This window comes from Geobacillus sp. CX412 (assembly GCF_027942335.1).
GTDB classification, from domain to species: Bacteria; Bacillota; Bacilli; order Bacillales; family Anoxybacillaceae; genus Parageobacillus_B; species Parageobacillus_B toebii.
This window is the reverse complement of sequence record NZ_CP103464.1, coordinates 1-20,783: the sequence shown is the minus strand read 5'-3', so window position 1 is coordinate 20,783 and position 20,783 is coordinate 1. Positions and strand designations below refer to the sequence as shown.

Genomic DNA, 20,783 nt, shown 5'->3' with positions numbered 1-20,783 from the left:
TGTTGGGGTTATGGGAATGGTAAAAAAATTTTTATTTCCTTCTCCGTTTTTCCCAAAATTTTCATTTCTCCTTAAAGCCACCGACATCCGGTTTTATCCAACCTGCTCGCACTATGGTTAGAAGCGGTAAAAGGGTTTTTGGCGCCATTAAAGGCGGCGGCTGACAATAAAGCAAATTTTAATGCCACCTTTTTCCCCCGTGGTTTTCGACCCCGTCCCGAAAAACGGGAAAACGGCAAATCGTAAGCCGTTTTTGTCAGAAATTACCGAACGAAAAAAGCTATCGGGAGCATTAGTATGCCTGAACCTTTCTCGTCGGTTTAATGAAAACTATGCCGGGGTGCTAGTTGATCTTAACGCTCAACGAGAACATCCCCCGGGAAGCCCTGCTTTAGCGTGGGAGAAGGGGGGGTTTTATTTTCAGTAAAATTTTGGGTTTTTCTTTCAATTAAGTCCCCTGGTTTTTAGAAAGGTGGGGAAAATCAAGAATGCTCTGCACTCTCAAGATTAAATTAATGCCAACTCTTGAACAGTTTCATGCGCTGCTGGAAACAATGAAACGGTTTAACCAAGCATGCAACTATATTAGCGAGATTGCTTTTCGCTCCAGAACCTTTTCCAAAACGAAAATCCAGCGGCTTTGCTACTATGACGTCAGGGAAAAATTTGGCCTCTCTGCCCAAATGACCGTTCGTGCCATCGGCAAAGTGTCGGAAAGCTATCGTTTGGATAAAAAAACCTTGCATAACTTTAAAGAAACCGGTGCCATCGTGTATGATGAAAGAATCCTGTCCTTTAAAGGGTTAGAGTATGCTTCCATCCTTACCTTGCAAGGAAGAATGGAAATCCCTATGGTCATTAGCCGCTACCATCAAGGTTTGCTGTGCGGCAACCGTGTTCGGGGTCAAGCCGATTTAGTCCTTCAAAACGGTATTTTTTATTTACTGCTCGTGGTGGACGTTCCCGAAGGCCAGCCCAATTCCGAAAACGGATTTATCGGTGTGGACCTTGGCATCATTAATATCGCCGTCGATAGCACCGGTGAGGTATTTTCCGGCTCGAAGGTCAACGGGCTGCGCCGCCGCCATGCGAAACTTCGCGCCAAACTCCAAAAGAAAGGCACCAAGTCAGCGAAACGCCTGCTTAAAAAGCGTTCCAAGAAGGAAAAACTATTTGCCCGTGATGTGAACCACTGCATTAGCAAGAAGATTGTTGAAAAGGCAAAGGCACTCGGATGCGGCATTGCCCTTGAAGATTTAAAGGGCATCCGCCAACGCACCGAGAAAACGGTTAAAAAGCAACAGCGTCGTCAACACTCTTCTTGGTCTTTTTATCAGTTGAGAAAGTTTATTGAGTATAAAGCGGCGATCGCTGGCGTGCCGGTGGTATTGGTTCATCCAAAAAATACTTCCCGCACCTGTCCGGTTTGCGGACATGTGGCCAAAGAAAACAGACCGTCAAGGGATCAGTTTTGTTGTCGAGCTTGTGGGTACGCTGCCCCTGCCGACAACGTGGCTGCGGAAAACATCCGCAGGGCTGCTGTCAACCAGCCGAACGCGGCAGCCAATTAGGCTAGTTGCAAGCCCACGGCTTTAGCCGTTGGGTAGTTGACTGAATATGCTGAATATGTATTACTATAAAATGCTCTGTTATCTTGGGAAGGGAAAACTATGGATCTATAGAAGATAGACCATTATATAACACAAAATATAAAAGCTAGGAGGCAAGCGTATGGAAAGATATATTTTAGTGAGTACTATTTTAGGTCTTATATTATTATTATTTTTCTTTAGCGAATATAGAACTAACCAATCTCTTAATCAAGAAGCTACTTTGGAAGGTTTTATAATTATGAAAGAAGGGGAAGTATATTTAGTTGAAGATCCAGATTTTGTTCAGGAAGACGCAACAAATTAACAATACAGGAATTAAGAAGAAAATATAATATGAGTAAGTTATTAATTAAGGGGTTTGGTACTTTGAGGGGAATAGAAAATGGACAAAAAGTAAAAGTGTGGTATTCAGAGATTTTAGAATCGTATCCGGGCAAAGTCGAAGTTATAAAGATTGAACCTATGTAATTATAATTTTCAAAATAATTGAAATATATGAACTATTTGGTTATAATAACTTTGAAAAATTCATAAAGGGGGGCTACTTTATGAAAAAAATTGGATTTATCATTTTAGTAATGGTTGGGTTTATCATTTCGCCCATAATTAATGCTCCAGAAACCGTCAACGCTCAAAAAAATAGTAATAATGCTTATGACATGATTAATTCAAAAGGTGAAGTCATTAAGTATGAAGACTACATAAAAAAGTTAAAGAATTCCAAATCTTTAGTCACAGAAGGCTCGGAAGGTACCGGTGAAGTTCTTCCAAAAACAGAGATAAATACGGATTTCAAAAAAAATAAACCTTACAAATATAATTTAACCCCTGAAACAACATATATAGGTGGTAAATCTCCAAATGAATATTTCCCTCAGGTCGTTATTGGTGCTGATGGTCGTACAAAGGTTTCCAATACTTCAGTCACTCCTCACAGACAAATCGCGTACATTGAATTAGAATTTAGAGATGGTTGGTATACTTGCACAGGAACTGTTATTGGGAAAGATAAAGTCCTTACAAATGCACATTGTGTTATGGATGTTACAAATCAGTCTGGTGCGATAAACGGTTATGTATATCCCGCTGTCAATAATAATACGTATTCATATGGGGTATATCAAATAGTAGATTATTATATTACGAGCAACTATGTTCAAACAGGAGATGCAACTCAAGACTTTGCAGTACTTAAGCTTAGCACATATTTAGGAAAAAATATTGGTGATATAGTCGGATACTTCCATTAAGACAAGTATCTACATTCAAGGTACGTCAGTAAAATTTATGGATACCCAGGGGATAAAATCGAACAGTATAACGAAGTTTCTCAATGGGGAATGACTGGCTCTATTTCAAAAGAAACCAATGAACTTGCATTTTATCAAATTGATACTTATAATGGGCAATCCGGTTCTCTTTATAAATCATCAAGAAATCATTGCTGTTCATAGAGGGAGCTTTAGTTCAATGGTACTACTTACAATGGGGCCAAAATGATTAAACCGTATATGATTTTATTAGAGCAGCAATGCTAAATTAAAAATTTCTCCTAGCTATTTATTAATTGACCAGCAAGGAAGATCTTAGTGATTGTAAACCTTACTAAGAGGTTTTTTAACAAGGTAGGTAAATTTTGAAGGTTTCGTAGTTTAATTGACTCTTCTCGGAAAGGGAACAAAAAAATGCCCTGAAATTCTACCCTCCAGGGCATTTTTTCTATATAGTCTCTAAATGTACTTGGACAGCTCCGATGCCAAAACTGTCATCCATCTTGATGTTAGAATTTCGGCAACGCCTCCACGGCATCCGCCAAATCACTGTAGCTATCTTTTAAGTATCGTGATGTCGTGGCGATATTGCTGTGGCCGGCAAGCCGCCGCACTTTCTCGATGTCATTGTTCGTAGCCTTTAGCATCCACTTACAAAACGTATGTCGGAACATATGAGGCGTAAGTTTTTTATTCGGCAGGCTGTAGCTTTCGATCATTCGCTGGATGCCCCGTACCGAAAATTTCGGAGAACGTTGGCTGTAAAAGACGTATGGCGATGCGGCCACATGCGGCTTCTTTTTTGCCATTTCCGCGCGAAACTCGAGCCAATCCTCCAGTTCCGCCAGTAAGATGTTCGAGATCGGCACCGTTCTTACCTTCATCCCTTTTCCCACGATCCGAATTCGTTTCATCTCTAAATCTAAGTCCGTTAATTTTAAATTTGATAACTCTTCCACTCGCAATCCTGCATAGGTAAGTAGGTACACCACCGCACGGTCCCGCCGATACTTTTCCTCTGGATCAACTCCTCTGCTACGAACCGGTTTTTTCCGCATTCGATGCAATAAGTCCTCGAATTCTTCTTCCGTCAACCACATAATTTTTTCATAGTCTTCATCGGCTGATTTTAAATCCTGTATGTCTTTCATTGGGTTCTGCTCGAGCTTATGATGTGCAACTGCCCACGCATAAAAGCTTCGCAGCGAATTCAGGCGACGATTGATCGTAGAGATGGCCAACGGTTTCCCTTCGACTGGATTTAACATTTGCTGGATCCATTTACGGATGTCAGCCGTCGTGACATAATCACCCGGACCTATATGTAAATCTTGGAAAAAGATATTTAAGTCATTCGTGTAGGAGATGATCGTGTTTGGGGAAGCACCTTTTTCCTGAAGGTAGGTGTATACTCATTTAGCATCTTTTCCACCCTTTCACTTATACGGCGAGTTTAGAAGGATTCAAAAAGAAGATAATTGGTTTGAAAAATAACATTATATGACGAGTATATCACAAAAAAGACGAGATTGTTAGACATATAATGTAGATTATATGTCTAGTTTAATCATACAAAATGGGTATACATATATAAAAAGACAAAGAAAAAACCAGTTTCGCTTTATCGTGTATCGATGAATACAACATATTTGATATTATGAAGAATTAATCACTTCTTTAATTCCATTAATTTATAATGCAACAAAATAATACTTTTTTATTATGAAGTTTGTTAAGATTGAATGGCTCCCCTGCAAATGGATCTTTATTAGTTTGGAAATAAAAACAATCACTGATCTTTAGTCTATGTGTGAGTAAAATATTTGTGGGTGACATTCCGAAATGATCCCCGACGAGGGTTGCGAACTTTTGTTCGCGACGCTCGTCGGGGCCACCAAGCGAAGCGCGGTAGAAAAAAGCAAATGTCATGCAAAAAGGACTCTCTCCCTGCTATGATGGTGATTGTCAACATCAACCGAAAACAGGAGGGAGAGAGTCCATGAAACATCTTACCACAGAATGGCCTTTATTAAAAGAGCTGGAGGAACAATTAGTCAGAACTCTTCAAAAGGTGTTCGCTGTCTTGTTGGCGGCCCTTTTGGAGGAGATTGATCAACAACTGGCGGAAGCGCGGGACAAGCGCCGGTATCAGCTGAAAGACAAACGGCCGACTACGATCCAAACGCTGTTTGGAGAAGTGACGTTTCGACGGAACTACTACTATGACCGGCAAACGGGGAACTATACCTTCTTGCTGGATGCCGAATTAGGCTTTGATGGGGCCCGATCGATCAGTCCTTGCCTCGAGGAAACGGCGGTCGAGTTGGCCGTAGAGTGCTCTTCCTACCGCAAAGCGGCCCGTACGTTGGAGTCGATCGTGGGGTATGCGGTCATGAGCCACGAGGCGATTCGCCAACTGGTGCTGGAGGCCCCTGTCTCGCTGCACCGCCCTGTTTCCCAACGGCACGGCCGGGTGCTGTTTGTGGAGGCGGATGGACTGTTTATTTCCCGCCAGGGGAAAGGGAAACGGGCGAAAGAAGAGAAAATCCTGGCGGTTCACGAGGGATGGAAACGAAACGGTTCGAAGAGTGGCTGATGAACGAATATGCCTATGATCCGTGCCGGGACCTGTTGATCATCAACGGCGACGCGGCGTCGTGGATCACGGCCTGCCGGGAGTATTTTGGGAAGCGGGCGTGCTTTCAGCTGGATCGATTTCATGTGGCGCGGGAGCTGCGTCAGTGTCTGTCCGGCCATCCGCGTTGGCGGGAGGTGCGGAAGAAGCTGGCGAAACAAGACGAAGAGGGGCTTCTCGTGGAGCTGAACAGCGCGGTCGGCACGTTGGAGGACGAAGCGAAAGAGAAGCAGATGGCTGCCATGATCCGCCGGATCGAGTCGATGCCGGGATGCATCCGGGACTATCGGGAGTGGCTGTCGGAGCAAGGGGTGGAGACGACCGGCATGCGTCCGATGGGCCACGCCGAGAGCGTGATGAGCCGGTTTGCGCATCGGGTGAAATCCCGCCGCAGCTGGAAAGACCAAGGGCTTCGGGCGTTTCTGAGGGCGATGGCGGCCCGAATCGACGGGATTTGGCGGAGAAATGGGCAGTTGGTGGAGGAAGAAGAGACCCGAACGGCGGCCTCGGCCTCAACAAAGTCCAAGCGGATCGAACAGGCCAAACGGAAGGCCGGACGGTTATGGGCAGATGTGGTGCGTCAGAATCTACCGTGTCTGCAGCGGTCATCCGGGACACCGATCCATCAAGCGTTGTCGGCGCTCCGGGATGGTGGTTGGGTGTAAAAAAATGGAATATCGTATCATCGCCTCAAGATGAGGGATGAGAGTCCGAAAGCGCTTACGATATGAATTCCTGAAAATGGTTCGATAACTAGTGATTGACAACGCCCGTAGTGAACCGAAAAAATGTTCTCCACAAAGTCTTGACTGACTCTTAGTCTATTTAAGATTTGAGGAAACACTACTAATGCTATATAATAAATTTTTAGTGAATACAAAAAATGGGGAAGAGGAGAAGATATATGGTAAAAAAAATAGGAGTTATTTTATTACTATTATTTATTGTTTTTGGAAGTGGATTTGGCTATATTCAATATAAAAAAACAGATGTTAAAAATAGTGTGATTGAATATCTAACAACTAAAAAAAATATCTCTAAAGATGATATCATTTCCATTGAACCATTTTTTTCAAATTTAAAAGGGAATAAAGCATGGATGGTTAGTATTAAATTAAAAAATGATAATAGAACATATTTTTACTATAAAAATGATAAAGGTAAAGTCATTTTAGAGTCTTATACGGAGAATGGAATAGAACATATAATAAATAAAGAGCATTAATTGATTTTTAATCAATTAATGCTCTTTTTATTCTTACCATGTGTTATCTATAAATTGAAAACCATTATATTCAACATTATTCTTATCAATAAAACTGTACGGAGTAACAAGACTCCTTGGTTCAACATAAATTACTGCTCCGAACATAGTAGTCCGAACTTTAAAAATTTTACCCGCCTTATAATAAGAGTACCAAACTAATTCACTACAATATGTATTTGTAATATCTTTTGGACCTTTATTCGCATCTTTGAGACTATAAGGTATTTTTTTGTTTTCGAAATATTTTACAGCCATTTCCGCAGCCTTTTTTCCTAATTCACTTGATTTAGGTCTAATAACTTTAGAAGAATCATATCTCTTATGCCAGTCTTGTTCGCTTATAACCAGGGGATATGGTTCACTTTTCCAACCAGAGGTATGTAGAATATGTGTTGCATCAATATATATACCTGCATGCCCTGTAATTCCACTACTACTATATACATGCTCATTGAAAAATGAACATTTGGCTTCTCCTGCAACGAGCTTCCTCCTCCATGGCTCAGCTTGCAGGTTGAGTCTACAGGATCCTTGAAAAAAATGATGCAGCGCTCAGGGTGTACAGGATAACGGAGAGGTTAACTCTTTATGTTGCATGTATATAGTATCATTTGTTACAATAATATCTCCTGGTTTATTGTTAATTGCAGCTTTTACTTCCTTTTCAGGAGAAATTATTAACATACTGTAGATGAGCATTTTTCATTACAATAATTTCCATGGTTAGAGAGACAAACAGGGTACCCCTTACGCGATACGGAGCTGTTTTTTGATCACATCAATGGGAATATCTTGCTTTGCAGCGTCATAAATGAACTCGACGACGCTGTGGTCTTTCCGCGACCGAAGAAGCTCCAGCCCGGTGGAGAGGTTTTGTCGGGATTCGGCGATGCTGTACACGCAGGCCAACAGCACCACCGCCCAATACCGTTTCACCGCCCGAATGTGGCGAACGCGGTATCCATCCAGCTTCAGTTGATCTTTCGCCTGCCGGAAAAAGCACTCGATCGTCCAACGCTGAGCATAGTAACGCAAGATGTCTTCGTCCCCGAGTTCCCGGTCGGTGCTCAAGATGCAATGAAGATGTTCCGGCGCCATCGGCTGATCCGCCTTCCAAGCCAGCAGCACCACCGCGTCATCGAGGCCATGGATGGCCCCCTCATAGCGATACACGCGATAACGCTCCTGCCCCACCGTGACGAGGCGGGTGTCTTTGGACTCGATATAGCGGGCAAACTGCTTGGCTTGGATGGCGATGCCTTTCGGGTAGAGAATCCGGTTCGTCTTGAGCATCGCGATGACATGGAATCCCTGTTTCAGACAGGCTTCGATGAGCTTCTTAGACGGATACCACGAATCCATGAGCACATACACCGGCTGAGCCCGCTTCACCTTGAGCGAGGAAAGCATCTCGATCGCCAGGTCGATCTTGCTTTTTCCCGCTTTCTTGTCATACAGGCGGAACGCAAATGGGAACGCCTGCGTGAAGGTGTGCACCATCAGCCAAACGAGCGAATGCCCCCAGACCGATTGATGATCTTTATGCGAGTAGTGCCAGTCGCACCCTTGAATGGCGTGCACAGCCCGTGACGAAGGCTTTGTTTTTTGGCAAATCGTATCATCAATCGAAACAAAAAGGGGTTGATTCTTCCGTTTGGCCAGTCGTTCGACCTGGGAAAGGATCCACTCTTGAAGCTTCCCAAGCAGCCTTTCCTCGTTCCAAGGGCTTTTCGTGAAAAAGTGACTGAGCGTCGTTCGATGATTCGGATGAAAGCTCCAGTAATGAATATCAGTCAATGTTCCCGAGAATCCCTTGGTGGTCAAGGCATCGACAATATGAATGAGATGCTTGATGACCGGTTTGGAAAGCTGCAGCGTCAACCCCAGCGTGAAGAAAAACTTGTGGATTCCTTGGTGATGTGCTAATCTATTCATGAGACATGAACCTCCTTGTGGATAGTTGGTGGTACATCTATTTTACCCAAGGAGTCCGGTTCATGTCTCCTTTTTTGTTTAGTTGTCAATTTATGTCAGTGAATTTGCTCATCTACAGTAACATAATTGCTAAAAATGATAAAAAAATTCCTGAAAGATTTAACAAATTCTTAGTTTTCATTTTCTCATTCCTCCCGTTTCTATAAATTAATAGTTAGCTAAACTCATACATAATTATATTTGTTTAAATTTAATGGAAAAAGTTTTATTTTTCGACTAATTATTACAAAATTTTTCGATACAACTTAGGTAACTCTATTGTATTTCAGTTGTGTAACATTCATCTGTACTGTTAGAATGATAAACATAACGTCGTTATAACTGGGGTGAATGCGTTATGACGGGCGATATGAATGAGGGACAAATATTAATGGGGCCGAGCGACGTGTGTACCTTGCTAGGGATCAAGGAATCCACTTTGAGAAAGTATGCTCTCATCCTCCAAGACGCTGGGTACAAGTTTCACGTTAATGACAAGGGACAGCGAGGCTATTTCGAAAGAGACGTTATAGTCTTGAAGCGGTTCATGGAGATAAAACAAAGCAGCGATATGACGCTCGAACAAGCGGCGGAAGCAGTAATGGCATGGGTTCGGCAATCTAATATGGCGGTCAGCGTTATAGAGAAAAAACGGAATCGGAGCGTTATAACGATGATATACAAGCGCTAAAAGAAATGGTCGCCAAACAGAACGAGTTGCTAAAAGAACTCATGATGAGGCTGGATCAGCAACAAAAATACATAGAGGAAAGCCTAAAGAAAAGGGATGAACTTCTTATGCAGTCCCTAAAGGAGTCCATGGAGACACGCAAAATGATCGCGGCGGCCAAAGAGGAAGAAGGGAAAAAGAAAGGGTTTTGGGCCCGTCTGTTTGGTAAATAAGTCTGTTCATCAAATTGATGAATAGTTAGGGTCTGGAATCCGCAAATTGCGGACTCGCATCAAATACCATAACGGTGATATAACGCTATAAGCGACACAATTAAAGAGGGTGTCCCCAAAGTTGAGGACACCCTTAAAATTTAGGAGAAAATATCGGAGCAGAGCAAGGCGAATATCGCCCGATTATCGTAGTATCCAATGTTTGCCGTTATCCGAGTAAATTCGCTTCGGCTTTCCGTATCGAAGCAGCGCTTCTTTGGTCACGATCCGCAACCCGTCAAATTTCTCGGAAGAGAAAAACTGAGCGTACGGCACGACCCGCGAGCAGTCATCGATATAGGCAATTAAAAGCGTTTTTTGTGTTTTGCCATTCACACGAATCAACGGGCCATGGGACAAATCATCTTGCCAGAGCTCATTGACCTGATAGTACGCGAAATGTTTTCCTTCCGACCTTTTCTATTTAGAGGAAATTTTTTATTTCTTCTCGCATAATCAGCTCTAAGTAAAATGCTTCACACAAAATTTTATACATCATCTATTGCTCAATCATTATTATGATTTCCTTGTAACTATAATAAAAAACATGCTATCCTTTCTGTAAAGAAACCATAACTCCTTATATTCACGACCTAAGCTTTGTTTGATGATTAAATTGACATCTGCGCTTTCAGTCAGATATGAATGTTGGCTTGCGTATTGTTGTCACCATCTATGCGAATGAGTAATCGGTAATCCATCAGCGTTTGGTACATCTAAAGACAGTGTGTAGGGATGAAGACATATGTCTTGGACATATTTATTTTTCTTTTTTCCTTCGTATAATTCAGCGTCGACGAGGTAACTTTATTTTTCGAGATATATCAAACGGTGTAAAGCCATCACATCTTTTGTACATATGACTGACTTCTATTTTTTCGTGTTAGAATTGTCAAACGACGAGACATCATGATCTAGGGCAACTCACGATGGATCGCCAATCGTCAAGCAAGCAGTCGCTCGTTCCTTTCGCTTGCTAATAGGTGCGTTGGTTCTTCTTACAAGACCACTCGATGTATGTTGAAACAAACATCTCATCATTTCGATATGGTTAAAATCAGTTTCTCCTTTTGCGGGTAAACCGATGAAAGAATGAATGACATCATTGATACTCACTTATTCTTTGAAGATGGATAATGTTCGTTTAGTACCATCATGTCAACGATTTAAGTGAATTGTAAAGATGATTGTTTCGAGGATTCGGGAGCCTTAATAAAATTTACATCAATGTTTTAAGGGGGATGATGATAATGGAGAAAAAGAAAAGTGAGTTTTTGGGATGGATGAAGGCGATCATTATTGCAATTTTATTAGCTGCTTTTGTTCGACACTTCATATTTGCGCCGATTATAGTAGAAGGAGAATCCATGATGCCTACACTACACGATCAAGATCGTATGATTGTAAACAAAATAAAATATTCTTTTGTAAAACCGAAAAGGTTTGATATTATTGTGTTCCATACAAAAGAAAAAAAGGATTACATAAAACGCATAATTGGGTTACCTGGAGATCGTATCGAGTATAAAAATGATATTTTATATATAAACGGGAAAGCGTATAAAGAACCTTATCTAGATGAATACAAAAAACAAAACAAGTTTGATGGTCCCCTTACGGAATCGTTTACTCTAAAGGATACTCCAATCGGTAGAAACACTGTTCCTGAAGGCTATTTATTTGTAATGGGTGATAATAGAAGATATAGTAAAGACAGTCGTCATATTGGGGCCATTCCGATGAATGATGTTGTTGGCCAGGCAAACATAATTTATTGGCCTTTTAAACATATCCGAATAGTAAAATAAGCATTTCAAAAAGGCTTTACGGCTTTTCAGTAAAACAACTGAAAAGTACCAATAAATTTATTTTAAAATTAAATCGTAGTTATCAACACTGATAGCTACGATTTTTATTTTCGAGTGTTTCATTAATTTTTTTCTCCCGAGTTCAACAGTTTGAAGTCCATTTTAGGAAAACAAAATTTGAAAAATCCTGTTCTATTGAGGGTTTGAAAATTACTAGTCTAGAAAAAATACTGAGTTTCATAGGCATACGTTTTACCAAATTAATCCTTATTAATATGATTCACTCGCAAGCTCGTTCCATTAGCATATAAAATCGAGGAAGCAATAAGGGCTTCTTCAGTCTTATCTTTCCGATCGATTCATCCACATGAAATCAGCTTAGAATAGTTCCAATGTTTATTGAGAAATAAAAGCACAGAGATTTACAGAGAATTTAGTTTGCACCAACTTTACATGGAGTAATAGGCAACGATCGATCAATTGGGGACTTCGTTTTGTCTTGCAACCCCATCCTGAAATCGCAACCTCGAATGTATTTCGTTGGATTCAAGGGTTTGTCTAGGGTTTCTTTCAGATTTCGCTTCTCCATGGACACCCTTGCCTTTGACTGATGATTCACATATCCCAACATCCCCCGACGCCCATAGAGGACTTTCACCGCCTAGTTCATCGACCTACCCGGCACACAATAAAAATCGCAGTTGTAAAATTAAACAACTGCGATTTTATAAAATGGAAATTATGGTTTATAAACTTGAATTCCACCATATGAACTTACATCTTTTTCAGGCGTATTATAGTGTCTGACAGAATATTCACCTGGTCCAGGCTTAAATACTTTCTCAACATACCGCTCACTTCCACTAATTGTCCCCTTATACCATTCGACACCGTTTTTAAATATCTTATAAGTCGTACTTTTACGAGGAGCATTATAGTAATAATAAATGCCCACATGTAACTCTTGTCCACTTTTAACTGTTACTCGAGAAGTAGTTGCGCTACTTTCCCCTACGCGTAAATTAAGTCCTGATTGTTCAACTAAAACTGCGGCATAGGCACTAGTAATTGTAATGATCGAAAGAACTAATGAAGCTAAGATAATTAGTAGATTCTTTTTCTTCTTGCTAAATGTCATTTTGCCAAATCCCCTTTCTTTTTTTATTATTTTTTAAATAATTATACAATGGAAACTATGTCGAAATTTGTTACAATTTGTATTGTGTTTAAAAATAGTAATATTTTACTATTAGATACCAATTCTCTATCGATATAGGATTTGAAGCCAAGCATAACTTAAAATTGTCGATCATATTTACTCTTATTGAAAAAAGTGAGGAAAATCCTATAGCATAAACGGTGTGAACGAACTCCTTCATCGCCATGGATATTACGAGAAGAATGCCGTTGTAAGAGATCAAACGTATTGCATTTGGCTCCCCCGTTATTGGTGTTCCGAATGCCAGGGACGGTACTCCCCCCTTTCTCCTTCCCTATTTCCAATACACGATCCCAATGATTTTCTCCTATGTCAAAGAGCGATTAGCCTTGATCCGACAAAGAGGGATCCGTTTGTCCCCGTCCTTTCTGACCTGACAGGGCGTATCATTTTAGATATGACGCTCGAACAAGCGGCGGAAGCAGTAATGGCATGGGTTCGGCAATCTAATATGGCGGTCAGCGTTATAGAGAAAAAAACGGAATCGGAGCGTTATAACGATGATATACAAGCGCTAAAAGAAATGGTCGCCAAACAGAACGAGTTGCTAAAAGAACTCATGATGAGGCTGGATCAGCAACAAAAATACATAGAGGAAAGCCTAAAGAAAAGGGATGAGCTTCTCATGCAGTCCCTCAAGGAGTCCATGGAGACACGCAAAATGATCGCGGCGGCCAAAGAGGAAGAGGGGAAGAAGAAAAAAGGATTTTGGTCTCGATTATTTGGTAAGTAAATCAAACGATTCGGATTAGTAACGTCACTTGGTCTTGGATATTGTCCTCGGCCGCTCCATACGTCAAAACGTTATAAAACGGTGACATAACACCGATATATTTTGTCCAGGATAAAATAACAAATATTGAACTTTTAAGGTGACAAGTTTTTCTTTGACCGCATACTTTCTTAGAACTTCAAGATGGAATTTGTGGGGTATATCAAATAGGGTGGAGGTAATGAAAATGTTCTATATTCGAGAAAATCAAGAACTAAAAGGATGGGATCTTCTACTTAAATCAGAATCGCAAAACGGTGAAGACCAGTTGATTGCGACTTTCTATAACAAAATGTTTGCAAAAGTTACTTGCAATTATTACAACAGATTTCGTAGTAATCCTCACGAAGACCTAATTCCAGACAGACAAGGAAGGGAATTAATTTGATTAAATGTCTCGCCCCATAGAACTTGTCCATAAAGGATGAACTTGTGCTATATGAAGAAGCGGGACTCATCCTCCTTACACACTTGAATTATCAGAACGGTGATATAACGCCATGCGCCTGCCAACATAAAAAGGGCAGCCAAAGGGGAGTTTATATGTCAGGGTACAAAGTGGAGGAACTGTATCGCGAGATTGGAGAATATAAAGCGCGAATTGACGTGTACATAACCGCACAAGGTTATTATGAAGTAACAGCGGTATTTCTTGATAATCCCGGCACCAAGCCGCTGATCAAATTCGTCGATCGCAACAAAGACAAAGCGATTGCCCTGGCGTTAGAACGATTAGCACGGATATTGAACCGAATGCAATTACAATGAGTTTTTGGCCTACTTTGGTAGGCGTTTTTTATTGCAATATTTTGCAACAGTTTAATGTCCGATGAACTCGCAAACCACGAGGGAGCAGGCAAATTACCTACCCTTTATGTAAGTCTGCTCAAAGTTGGTCACACTGTTTTTTGTCTGACAAAAATAAAATACGACGACGTCATGTCTTTTTTATGCGTCCGAAAATTCCAGAATTGAAGGATAAGGCATGATGGGGTAAACAAAATTTACTGCATGGCCCATTACTCCTTTTTCTCAAGATTGAAAAACAACATCGTTTTTAACCCTTATCAAAAAATGACCACTAAAATTGGCGTATAACGCGTTTTAAACAGATGGGTAATGTTTTTATATTCCCTTGATTAAAAAACGCTCTACGGGATTAATAAGAAGCTTAAAATCGATTTTCTTTTTTATAAATCTCTATAGGATAGTCAGAAGTAAATTAGTTTCTCGTCGCTCCTTTTATTTTTTAAAGAACGAAAAGCCCCGCATACGCAGAGCTTTTCTGTAGGAAGCTTATACCTAAATGTTTTATTGGGTATGATTTTATTAATGACTTTGTATAATATTATGCTTCTGTTAATAAAATATCCACTTTTGGAGGATTTAAACTCCAAAATTCCAAAACCTTTTCCTCTAATTCTTTTAATAGTTCTGGACTAAGTGTCTTTTTTCCTTCAGGTAAACTATGATTTATTAGAATAGGATTTTATGTAGGGGCATCTTTTATTATTTTATTAGCAGGGTATTTAGTAGGAGGATTTATTGCTAGAATAACGGGGTAGGGGAAAGAAAGATGATTTGGGTTGTTGGTTTGATTTTTTTTATTGTTACTGTATTAAGTATTATCTTTTATTTTAAATGGAATGACAAAAAATATCTGATTTTAGGTGGTATTTCTCTTTTTCTAACCTCTTTTGTTATTGGTTATATAAGTAGTTAGTGGAGTTTTGTTTTATGGACTGTTCGAACGCAACACAATGGAATTTACTGCTTATAATCTTGATTATGTTGCATTCCAAACTTCTCAATGAAATCATCCCCCCTTTTGAAACATCAGGGGGGACGAATATATCATAAAAGCATCATTTTGACAATTTTAACGAAAAAATTATTGAGTTTTAGTGCCTTTAGCAACGTCTATAAGAACTTGAATAGCCTGTGTTACCAAATTAGTGTTTAAGGGAACATTAACTAAGTCAGAGTTAGCGTTACTTGTCGGTGTAGTTTCTTGGCTAACAGCGACTTCTTCTTTACCAAAAATATGAGGAAACAATTGTTGTTTAAGTTTTATTTGGTCTTCAGGTGAGAAAGATGCAAGATATGGGTTTAAAGTTTTTAATTCGATTTCCATCTTTCTATTTTTTCTTTCTTCAGCTTCATTATATGCTGCTTGTTTTGCTGTATAAGCGGTTAGGGAACCTAGGGCAACAGTAACAATAAATCGTGCAATTAATCCAGGCCAATCAATTTCATGGTTATTCCATATAAAAGCGTAAAAGCCATATGCAATTGTACCTAAGAACGAACCTATAGTTCCTATCTGCCACCAAAAAGCTGCTTTTCTCTTATTATCAGCGACTTCTTTAAAGTGTCCAGAAATTGAACTGGTTGATATAATACCCACTAATTCCTCAACTGATTTTTTATGGGACTCTAACATACTGTCGTAATCAGCCAGTTTCTGTTTGGTTTCTTCTAAAAAGGATTCATATGTTGAAGTTAACTCTTCTGTTATAGAATCAAATTTTTCCTGAAATGACGATATAATTTCTTGGGTTTTGTTATTTAAATCTTCAGTAATCTCATCAAATTCTTCAATAAATTTTCCTTTAAGCTCTAGAAATTGCTGAGATCTAGACTCTTGAGAAGTAATGAAATTTTGGTGGAGTTCATTATATTTATCTTGAATTTTTTGTAACTCCAAATTAAGCTTTGACTCATAATCTTCTATCTTCTGTTTAAAATCTTCAATCTGATCGTAAATAGAAGATGACTTTTCTAAAAATTCTTCTTGTTGTCGCTCCAAAAAAGATTTCTGTTGTCCAACTGATTTTCTAAAAGAAGTAACAGTTTCGCGAATTGTTTCAATTGACTCCTCATTAACTATGTTAACTAATTGGCTTGTAAAGAGTAGGATATTATCTAATCTTTGATTTAAAGTGTTTAAATGATTGTGGTCTCTAAAAGTTACATTAAAATTAAATAATTGATTATTAATATTATTAAGTTCGGCATTTATCTGATCTTGCAATGCCTTACGTAATAATAAAGGGTCTATCGAATTTATATGTACTTCTAAACAGGAGAGAACAGCCCGGACTCTATTTAGTGTTTGTATTGAGTACTCATCAAGACTTGTGGTAAAATCCTCATCATTTTCAATATTTTCTAAGGATTCTTTTGTTTTATCCAAAATTGAATACATTGGGTGATTAATAATTTGATCAATTAATGTCAAATTAGACCCCTTCCTTATTTAGCCTAAACATTTTCTTTTTGAGCCTCTTATTTACTATATTTGTTTTGGTTCATCACCAAATTTTGTGATTTAGTGACAAAAAATAGAAAGCACTGACGAGATCCTGGCAATAATGTTAGCGGTGAAATAAACATTAAGGAGGTCTCGTAAGTGCTTTCTATACCACTAGGATTGCCAGAATTTAAAGTGATTAAACAAGAACTTCTTTCCTATGGTTATGCGATTCATGTAGAGAAAACAGAGACACAGGAACGTTGCCCTCATTGTGGGTTTGCCACTTCCTCTGTCCACGACAGACGGACAAGAAAAGTACGGGATTTGGCGATTTTCCATCAACCGGTGTACTTGTTCGTGAAGGTGAAGCGCTATCGATGCTGGAATTGTTCCCAAGTGTTTTCCGCCTCTTTGGAATCGATTCAACCAAATCAACACTATACCAATCGATTTTGTGAGTACTTGTATGAACTTTGTGAAGGCTCCACCATTCAAGAGGTTAGCCGAAAGCACTGCATCTCATATACGACATTGGAACGCATTTATTACTCCATCGCGTCGAAAAAAGCAAAAGAACGCCAAGCAGCAACGGAGGCATCTTTTCAGGAAGGAATGGTGCTTAGCTTAGATGAAATCGCTGTAAAAAAGGGACATCAGTATGAAACCGTATTGATGGATGCCAAAGCTGGATCGGTCATGGGAATGCATGCCGATCGCCAATGTGACTCCGCCATCAACTTGTTGAGCCAAAATATCCTGTCGAAAGAAATGGTCCAAACGGTGATTCTTGACATGTGGGAACCTTATCATAAGGCGGTTCGCGCCCTGTTTCCATCTGCTTCGATTGTCATCGATAAGTACCATGTGGTTCAAAAAGTGACCCAAGCCTTGGATCAAGCAAGAAAGGAATTTTCTCCATTGAAAAAGGCTCGATATCTTCTCTTAAAAGGCTGTGAAAAGCTTCGTAAGGACCAACGGCTTCGATTAGACGATATCTTGGAGGAGTATCCGACACTTTCCATTGCTTATTATCTGAAAGAGTTGTTTCGGGATTTTTACCGAACCGATGGATATAACGAAGCAAAGGAACGCTTGGAAGAATGGATTAAGTTAGCCAAACAGAGCCCTTTTGCTTCTTTTCAGGAAGCAGCCAACACGCTTGAAAGGTGGAAGGAGCCTATTCTTTCCTACTTTTTGTGCCCATATACGAATGCCCGAATCGAGGGGACGAATCACAAGATCAAAAACATCAAACGCCGGGCATATGGCTATCGAAATCTAGAACGGTTTCGTTTACGTGTATTTCTGGAGTGTACAGGGAACACTACAGGTAGTCAGGCTGCCTAAGCACTCCCTTCTTCCGCTATCGGTATGATAGTTGGTAGAATGGAACCCGTCAAGGAAAGCACTTGACTGTTTCCATTCTACCAACTTCGTGGTCTGTATGCGGAAGAAGGATCCTGACTGATGAACCTATTTCATCCAGCTAACATGTTTCTAGGATTGAGTAGAAATCACAGAAAATGGTGAAGACCCCAAAAAAATAAGAGCGTTTAAGCCCTTATTTTACAACAATTTTTCCGACATATTGGGCATGACCTCGGTTACTTTGTATATTTAGTTCTAATATATAGTTCCCTGGATTATTTGGCAGAATGAAAGTATGATTTCCCTCTACCTTTAATTCGTCTTTTTGATTTGCATCTCTCCACAAATAGGCCATTATTTGCTCAAGCTTAAATTCTTGATGCTTAATCAATTGAAGTTTCACCATCTGCTTTTTATTTGCTTCTATGGGGCTTTTCTTTTGTCCTAAAGCATAAACACTTATATTTTCCTCCATCTTATTTTCAGAGACAATATTCCCTACTTCCCATGTGTGAGCTTCTAAACTTAAAATATATTCTTCGTTATTTGTAATTAGTTTAGCTTCAGGTGGAAAAGTATTGTAGTCTTCTGATATTAATCCATCTTTTTGAAATATGTATATGGCTCCAATAGCTATAATCGCCAAAGATATTTTTGATAACTTGTCCATAATTAATCTCCTTAATTAATCATTTTTACTATATTATACCAAATGCATATTCTTTTTGTATGCTTTTGTGTGAGTAAAATGTTTGTGGGAGAAATTCTTAGAATTCCCCGATGAGGGGGTTGGGAACGTAGGTTCGCAATCTCTCTCATCGGGGCCACCAAGCGAAGCCGCGGTAGGATCCGAAGTCCAAAACATGAAAAAGGACTCTCTCCCTATTATGATAATGATTGACCAAAACACCCAAACAGGAGGAGAGAGTCCCATGAATATTCAACAACATCTTACCAAAAATTCGTTGACATGGAAAGAGATCGAACTTGATTTGTTTCGAGCCTTGCAAAACGCCTTCGCCGAACTGTTTACGGCTTTGTTGGAGGACATCGACCGACAATTGGCGGAAACCCGGAACAAGCGCCGATACCACTTGAAAGACAAACGACGCACCACGATTCAAACCCTGTTTGGCGAAGTCACCTTTGAGCGGAACTACTATTTAGACCGGGAACAAAACCGTTACACGTTTTTGCTTGATTCCTTTTTAGCGTTTGATGGATCGCAGTCAATCAGCCCTTGTCTAGAAGAAACGGCGGTGGGATTGGTTGTGGAGTGCTCTTCCTATTGCAAAGCGGCTCGTACGCTTGCCCAGATGGTCGGGTATCCGGTGATGAGCCATGAGGCGATCCGCCAGTTGGTGCTCGAAGCTGAAGCTCCGCTGCACTGCCCGGTGGACCAGCGATATGGACGGGTGCTGTTTGTGGAGGCCGATGGACTGTTTGTTTCTCGCCAAGGGAAGGGAAAACGGGCCAAGGAAGACAAAATCCTGACCGTTCACGAAGGGTGGAAGCGCAACGGCTCACGGATCGAATTTGTCAATCAGCGCCATTACGTCCATGAGGGCAAGAGGGAGGTGTGGGAAGGCTTCGAGGAATTTTTGATGAACGAATATGCCTATGATCCGTGTCGGGATCTTCTTGTCATCAACGGGGACGGCGCTCCATGGATTACCGCGTGCCGGGAGTATTTCAAGGGACGGGTCTGCTTCCAATTGGATCGATTCCACGTGGCGCGTGAGTTGCGCCAATGCCTCTCGGGCCATCCACGGTGGCAGGCGATTCGGCAAAAGCTGGCGAAGCAGGATGAAGAGGGGTTGCTTGTGGAACGGAACAGCGCCCTCGGCACGCTGGGGGACGAAGCGAAAGAACAACAGCTGGCTGCCTTGATCCACCGGATCGAATCGATGCCGGGATGCATCCGTGATTACCGGGAATGGCTGAAGGAGCAAGGAGTGGACACAACGGGCATGTATCCGATGGGGAGGGCTGAAAGCGTGATGAGCCAGCTGGCGTATCGGGTGAAATACCGCCGCAGTTGGACAGACAAGGGACTCAGGGCGTTTTTCAAGGCAATGATTGCCCGGATGGATGGGATTCGTCTTTTCGGACGTCGTTTAGGAGAAGAATCGTCGCATCCGGCGGAGGAAACGGCATCTACCAAACAGACGATCGTGAACAAGGCGAAACAACGCGTCCGCCGTCTTCTTCCGGAGGTAACGCGGAATAACGTGCCATATTTACAGCAATCGTCCGGGACACCGATCTATCATGCCCTGTCTGAACTCAAGGGATGGTAAAAAAAGGTATACATATCGGTCTGTCATGGCAAGGGATGAGAGTCCGAAAGCGCTTACGGATGGGATTCAAAAAAATGGTTCGCTAACCTATGACTTACATCTGTTTTCAGCGAATCAAAAAAGTTCCCACAAAGTCTTGACTGACTCGCGTTTGTTCCGTAACTTGATCAATTTTATAGTTTTGTGTACAATTCATCTGAAGTCCTCCTTGGTATGGTGAGTGATGTGGTTGACACCCCTGCATCATACCAAGAGGGCTTTTTTTGATCAAGTCCCCGGAAAAGCTCCTAACGGGAATGCTCCTTTACATTACAGTTTCTCTTGGCGTACCTTTTCTCTCATTAATTAATAACGAAGA

General features: G+C 40.7%; 17 protein-coding genes and 3 pseudogenes. 14 read left to right on the top strand and 6 right to left on the bottom strand.

The window, feature by feature from the left end:
- The first annotated feature begins 488 nt into the window (after positions 1-488).
- The 4 genes from NXM86_RS18585 to NXM86_RS18570 all read left to right on the top strand — a co-directional run bounded on the left by NXM86_RS18585 (position 489) and on the right by NXM86_RS18570 (position 2,863).
- Complete coding sequence (locus NXM86_RS18585) at positions 489-1,571, top strand: RNA-guided endonuclease InsQ/TnpB family protein (RefSeq protein WP_015863580.1); 1,083 nt, start codon at positions 489-491, stop codon at positions 1,569-1,571.
- Positions 1,572-1,731: 160 nt separating this feature from the next.
- A complete protein-coding gene (locus NXM86_RS18580; protein WP_498959144.1) occupies positions 1,732-1,917 on the top strand; it encodes a hypothetical protein in 186 nt (61 codons plus the stop codon).
- Between the two features lie 29 nt (positions 1,918-1,946).
- Complete coding sequence (locus NXM86_RS18575) at positions 1,947-2,081, top strand: DUF3221 domain-containing protein (RefSeq protein WP_289666622.1); 135 nt, start codon at positions 1,947-1,949, stop codon at positions 2,079-2,081.
- An 80-nt stretch (positions 2,082-2,161) separates the two neighbouring features.
- A complete protein-coding gene (locus tag NXM86_RS18570; RefSeq protein ID WP_498959142.1) occupies positions 2,162-2,863 on the top strand; it encodes a trypsin-like serine peptidase in 702 nt (233 codons plus the stop codon).
- A 530-nt stretch (positions 2,864-3,393) separates the two neighbouring features.
- Here the strand turns inward: NXM86_RS18570 and NXM86_RS18565 are convergent.
- A pseudogene (locus NXM86_RS18565) lies at positions 3,394-4,307 on the bottom strand (tyrosine-type recombinase/integrase).
- A gap of 576 nt (positions 4,308-4,883) precedes the next feature.
- Here NXM86_RS18565 and NXM86_RS18560 point away from each other — a divergent pair.
- Positions 4,884-6,184, top strand: a pseudogene (locus NXM86_RS18560) (UPF0236 family transposase-like protein).
- Positions 6,185-6,423: 239 nt separating this feature from the next.
- On the top strand, positions 6,424-6,744 hold the full coding sequence (locus tag NXM86_RS18555) for a DUF3139 domain-containing protein (protein WP_062756268.1): 321 nt from the start codon (positions 6,424-6,426) through the stop codon (positions 6,742-6,744).
- A 789-nt stretch (positions 6,745-7,533) separates the two neighbouring features.
- On the opposite strand, the gene NXM86_RS18550 is transcribed toward NXM86_RS18555, so the two are convergent.
- On the bottom strand, positions 7,534-8,721 hold the full coding sequence (locus tag NXM86_RS18550) for an IS701 family transposase (RefSeq protein ID WP_012748853.1): 1,188 nt from the start codon (positions 8,719-8,721) through the stop codon (positions 7,534-7,536).
- Positions 8,722-9,295: 574 nt separating this feature from the next.
- Here NXM86_RS18550 and NXM86_RS18545 point away from each other — a divergent pair.
- Together NXM86_RS18545 and NXM86_RS18540 are read left to right on the top strand one after the other, a co-directional pair.
- A complete protein-coding gene (locus NXM86_RS18545; RefSeq protein ID WP_498959141.1) occupies positions 9,296-9,451 on the top strand; it encodes a hypothetical protein in 156 nt (51 codons plus the stop codon).
- Between the two features lie 5 nt (positions 9,452-9,456).
- The gene (locus tag NXM86_RS18540; protein WP_498959139.1) at positions 9,457-9,663 is read left to right on the top strand and encodes a DUF3967 domain-containing protein; all 207 of its coding nucleotides are present in this window, start codon (positions 9,457-9,459) and stop codon (positions 9,661-9,663) included.
- Between the two features lie 201 nt (positions 9,664-9,864).
- On the opposite strand, the pseudogene NXM86_RS18535 reads toward NXM86_RS18540, so the two are convergent.
- A pseudogene (locus tag NXM86_RS18535) lies at positions 9,865-10,113 on the bottom strand (IS481 family transposase); the annotation flags it as partial.
- Positions 10,114-10,952: 839 nt separating this feature from the next.
- Here NXM86_RS18535 and lepB point away from each other — a divergent pair.
- Entirely contained in the window at positions 10,953-11,510 is a 558-nt protein-coding gene (gene lepB / locus NXM86_RS18530; protein WP_014195146.1) for a signal peptidase I, read from the top strand.
- Positions 11,511-12,249: 739 nt separating this feature from the next.
- Here the strand turns inward: lepB and NXM86_RS18525 are convergent.
- Positions 12,250-12,648 (bottom strand): hypothetical protein, encoded by a 399-nt coding sequence (locus NXM86_RS18525; RefSeq protein ID WP_498959151.1) that lies wholly within the window; start codon positions 12,646-12,648, stop codon positions 12,250-12,252.
- A gap of 478 nt (positions 12,649-13,126) precedes the next feature.
- Here NXM86_RS18525 and NXM86_RS18520 point away from each other — a divergent pair, with 478 nt between their 5' ends.
- The 3 genes from NXM86_RS18520 (at position 13,127) to NXM86_RS18510 (ending at position 14,269) form a co-directional block, all read left to right on the top strand.
- Complete coding sequence (locus NXM86_RS18520; protein ID WP_232511618.1) at positions 13,127-13,462, top strand: DUF3967 domain-containing protein; 336 nt, start codon at positions 13,127-13,129, stop codon at positions 13,460-13,462.
- Positions 13,463-13,688: 226 nt separating this feature from the next.
- On the top strand, positions 13,689-13,889 hold the full coding sequence (locus NXM86_RS18515; RefSeq protein ID WP_033845089.1) for a hypothetical protein: 201 nt from the start codon (positions 13,689-13,691) through the stop codon (positions 13,887-13,889).
- A 155-nt stretch (positions 13,890-14,044) separates the two neighbouring features.
- Positions 14,045-14,269, top strand: coding sequence for a hypothetical protein (locus NXM86_RS18510; RefSeq protein ID WP_042385835.1), 225 nt, complete (start codon positions 14,045-14,047; stop codon positions 14,267-14,269).
- 1,123 nt (positions 14,270-15,392) lie between these two features.
- On the opposite strand, the gene NXM86_RS18505 is transcribed toward NXM86_RS18510, so the two are convergent.
- Positions 15,393-16,742, bottom strand: coding sequence for a hypothetical protein (locus tag NXM86_RS18505; protein ID WP_498959150.1), 1,350 nt, complete (start codon positions 16,740-16,742; stop codon positions 15,393-15,395).
- A 171-nt stretch (positions 16,743-16,913) separates the two neighbouring features.
- Here NXM86_RS18505 and NXM86_RS18500 point away from each other — a divergent pair, with 171 nt between their 5' ends.
- Positions 16,914-18,104, top strand: a complete 1,191-nt coding sequence (locus tag NXM86_RS18500; protein ID WP_498959149.1) for an ISL3 family transposase — start codon at positions 16,914-16,916, stop codon at positions 18,102-18,104.
- A gap of 214 nt (positions 18,105-18,318) precedes the next feature.
- Here NXM86_RS18500 and NXM86_RS18495 read toward each other — a convergent pair whose 3' ends face one another.
- Positions 18,319-18,795 (bottom strand): hypothetical protein, encoded by a 477-nt coding sequence (locus NXM86_RS18495; RefSeq protein ID WP_498959148.1) that lies wholly within the window; start codon positions 18,793-18,795, stop codon positions 18,319-18,321.
- Between the two features lie 262 nt (positions 18,796-19,057).
- On the opposite strand from NXM86_RS18495, the gene NXM86_RS18490 reads away from it, so the two are divergent.
- The gene (locus NXM86_RS18490) at positions 19,058-20,425 is read left to right on the top strand and encodes an ISLre2-like element ISGsp4 family transposase (RefSeq protein WP_498959146.1); all 1,368 of its coding nucleotides are present in this window, start codon (positions 19,058-19,060) and stop codon (positions 20,423-20,425) included.
- The last annotated feature ends 358 nt before the right edge of the window (positions 20,426-20,783 follow it).

What these genes read in the sequence shown, in the direction of transcription:
- NXM86_RS18585 (WP_015863580.1), top strand. Translation starts at nt 489, where the DNA reads ATGCTCTGCACTCTCAAGATTAAATTAATGCCAACTCTTGAACAGTTT.
- NXM86_RS18580 (WP_498959144.1), top strand. Translation starts at nt 1,732, where the DNA reads ATGGAAAGATATATTTTAGTGAGTACTATTTTAGGTCTTATATTATTA.
- NXM86_RS18575 (WP_289666622.1), top strand. Translation starts at nt 1,947, where the DNA reads ATGAGTAAGTTATTAATTAAGGGGTTTGGTACTTTGAGGGGAATAGAA.
- NXM86_RS18570 (WP_498959142.1), top strand. Translation starts at nt 2,162, where the DNA reads ATGAAAAAAATTGGATTTATCATTTTAGTAATGGTTGGGTTTATCATT.
- NXM86_RS18555 (WP_062756268.1), top strand. Translation starts at nt 6,424, where the DNA reads ATGGTAAAAAAAATAGGAGTTATTTTATTACTATTATTTATTGTTTTT.
- NXM86_RS18550 (WP_012748853.1), bottom strand. Translation starts at nt 8,721, where the DNA reads ATGAATAGATTAGCACATCACCAAGGAATCCACAAGTTTTTCTTCACG.
- NXM86_RS18540 (WP_498959139.1), top strand. Translation starts at nt 9,457, where the DNA reads ATGGTCGCCAAACAGAACGAGTTGCTAAAAGAACTCATGATGAGGCTG.
- lepB (WP_014195146.1), top strand. Translation starts at nt 10,953, where the DNA reads ATGGAGAAAAAGAAAAGTGAGTTTTTGGGATGGATGAAGGCGATCATT.
- NXM86_RS18525 (WP_498959151.1), bottom strand. Translation starts at nt 12,648, where the DNA reads ATGACATTTAGCAAGAAGAAAAAGAATCTACTAATTATCTTAGCTTCA.
- NXM86_RS18520 (WP_232511618.1), top strand. Translation starts at nt 13,127, where the DNA reads ATGACGCTCGAACAAGCGGCGGAAGCAGTAATGGCATGGGTTCGGCAA.
- NXM86_RS18515 (WP_033845089.1), top strand. Translation starts at nt 13,689, where the DNA reads ATGTTCTATATTCGAGAAAATCAAGAACTAAAAGGATGGGATCTTCTA.
- NXM86_RS18510 (WP_042385835.1), top strand. Translation starts at nt 14,045, where the DNA reads ATGTCAGGGTACAAAGTGGAGGAACTGTATCGCGAGATTGGAGAATAT.
- NXM86_RS18495 (WP_498959148.1), bottom strand. Translation starts at nt 18,795, where the DNA reads ATGGACAAGTTATCAAAAATATCTTTGGCGATTATAGCTATTGGAGCC.
- NXM86_RS18490 (WP_498959146.1), top strand. Translation starts at nt 19,058, where the DNA reads ATGAATATTCAACAACATCTTACCAAAAATTCGTTGACATGGAAAGAG.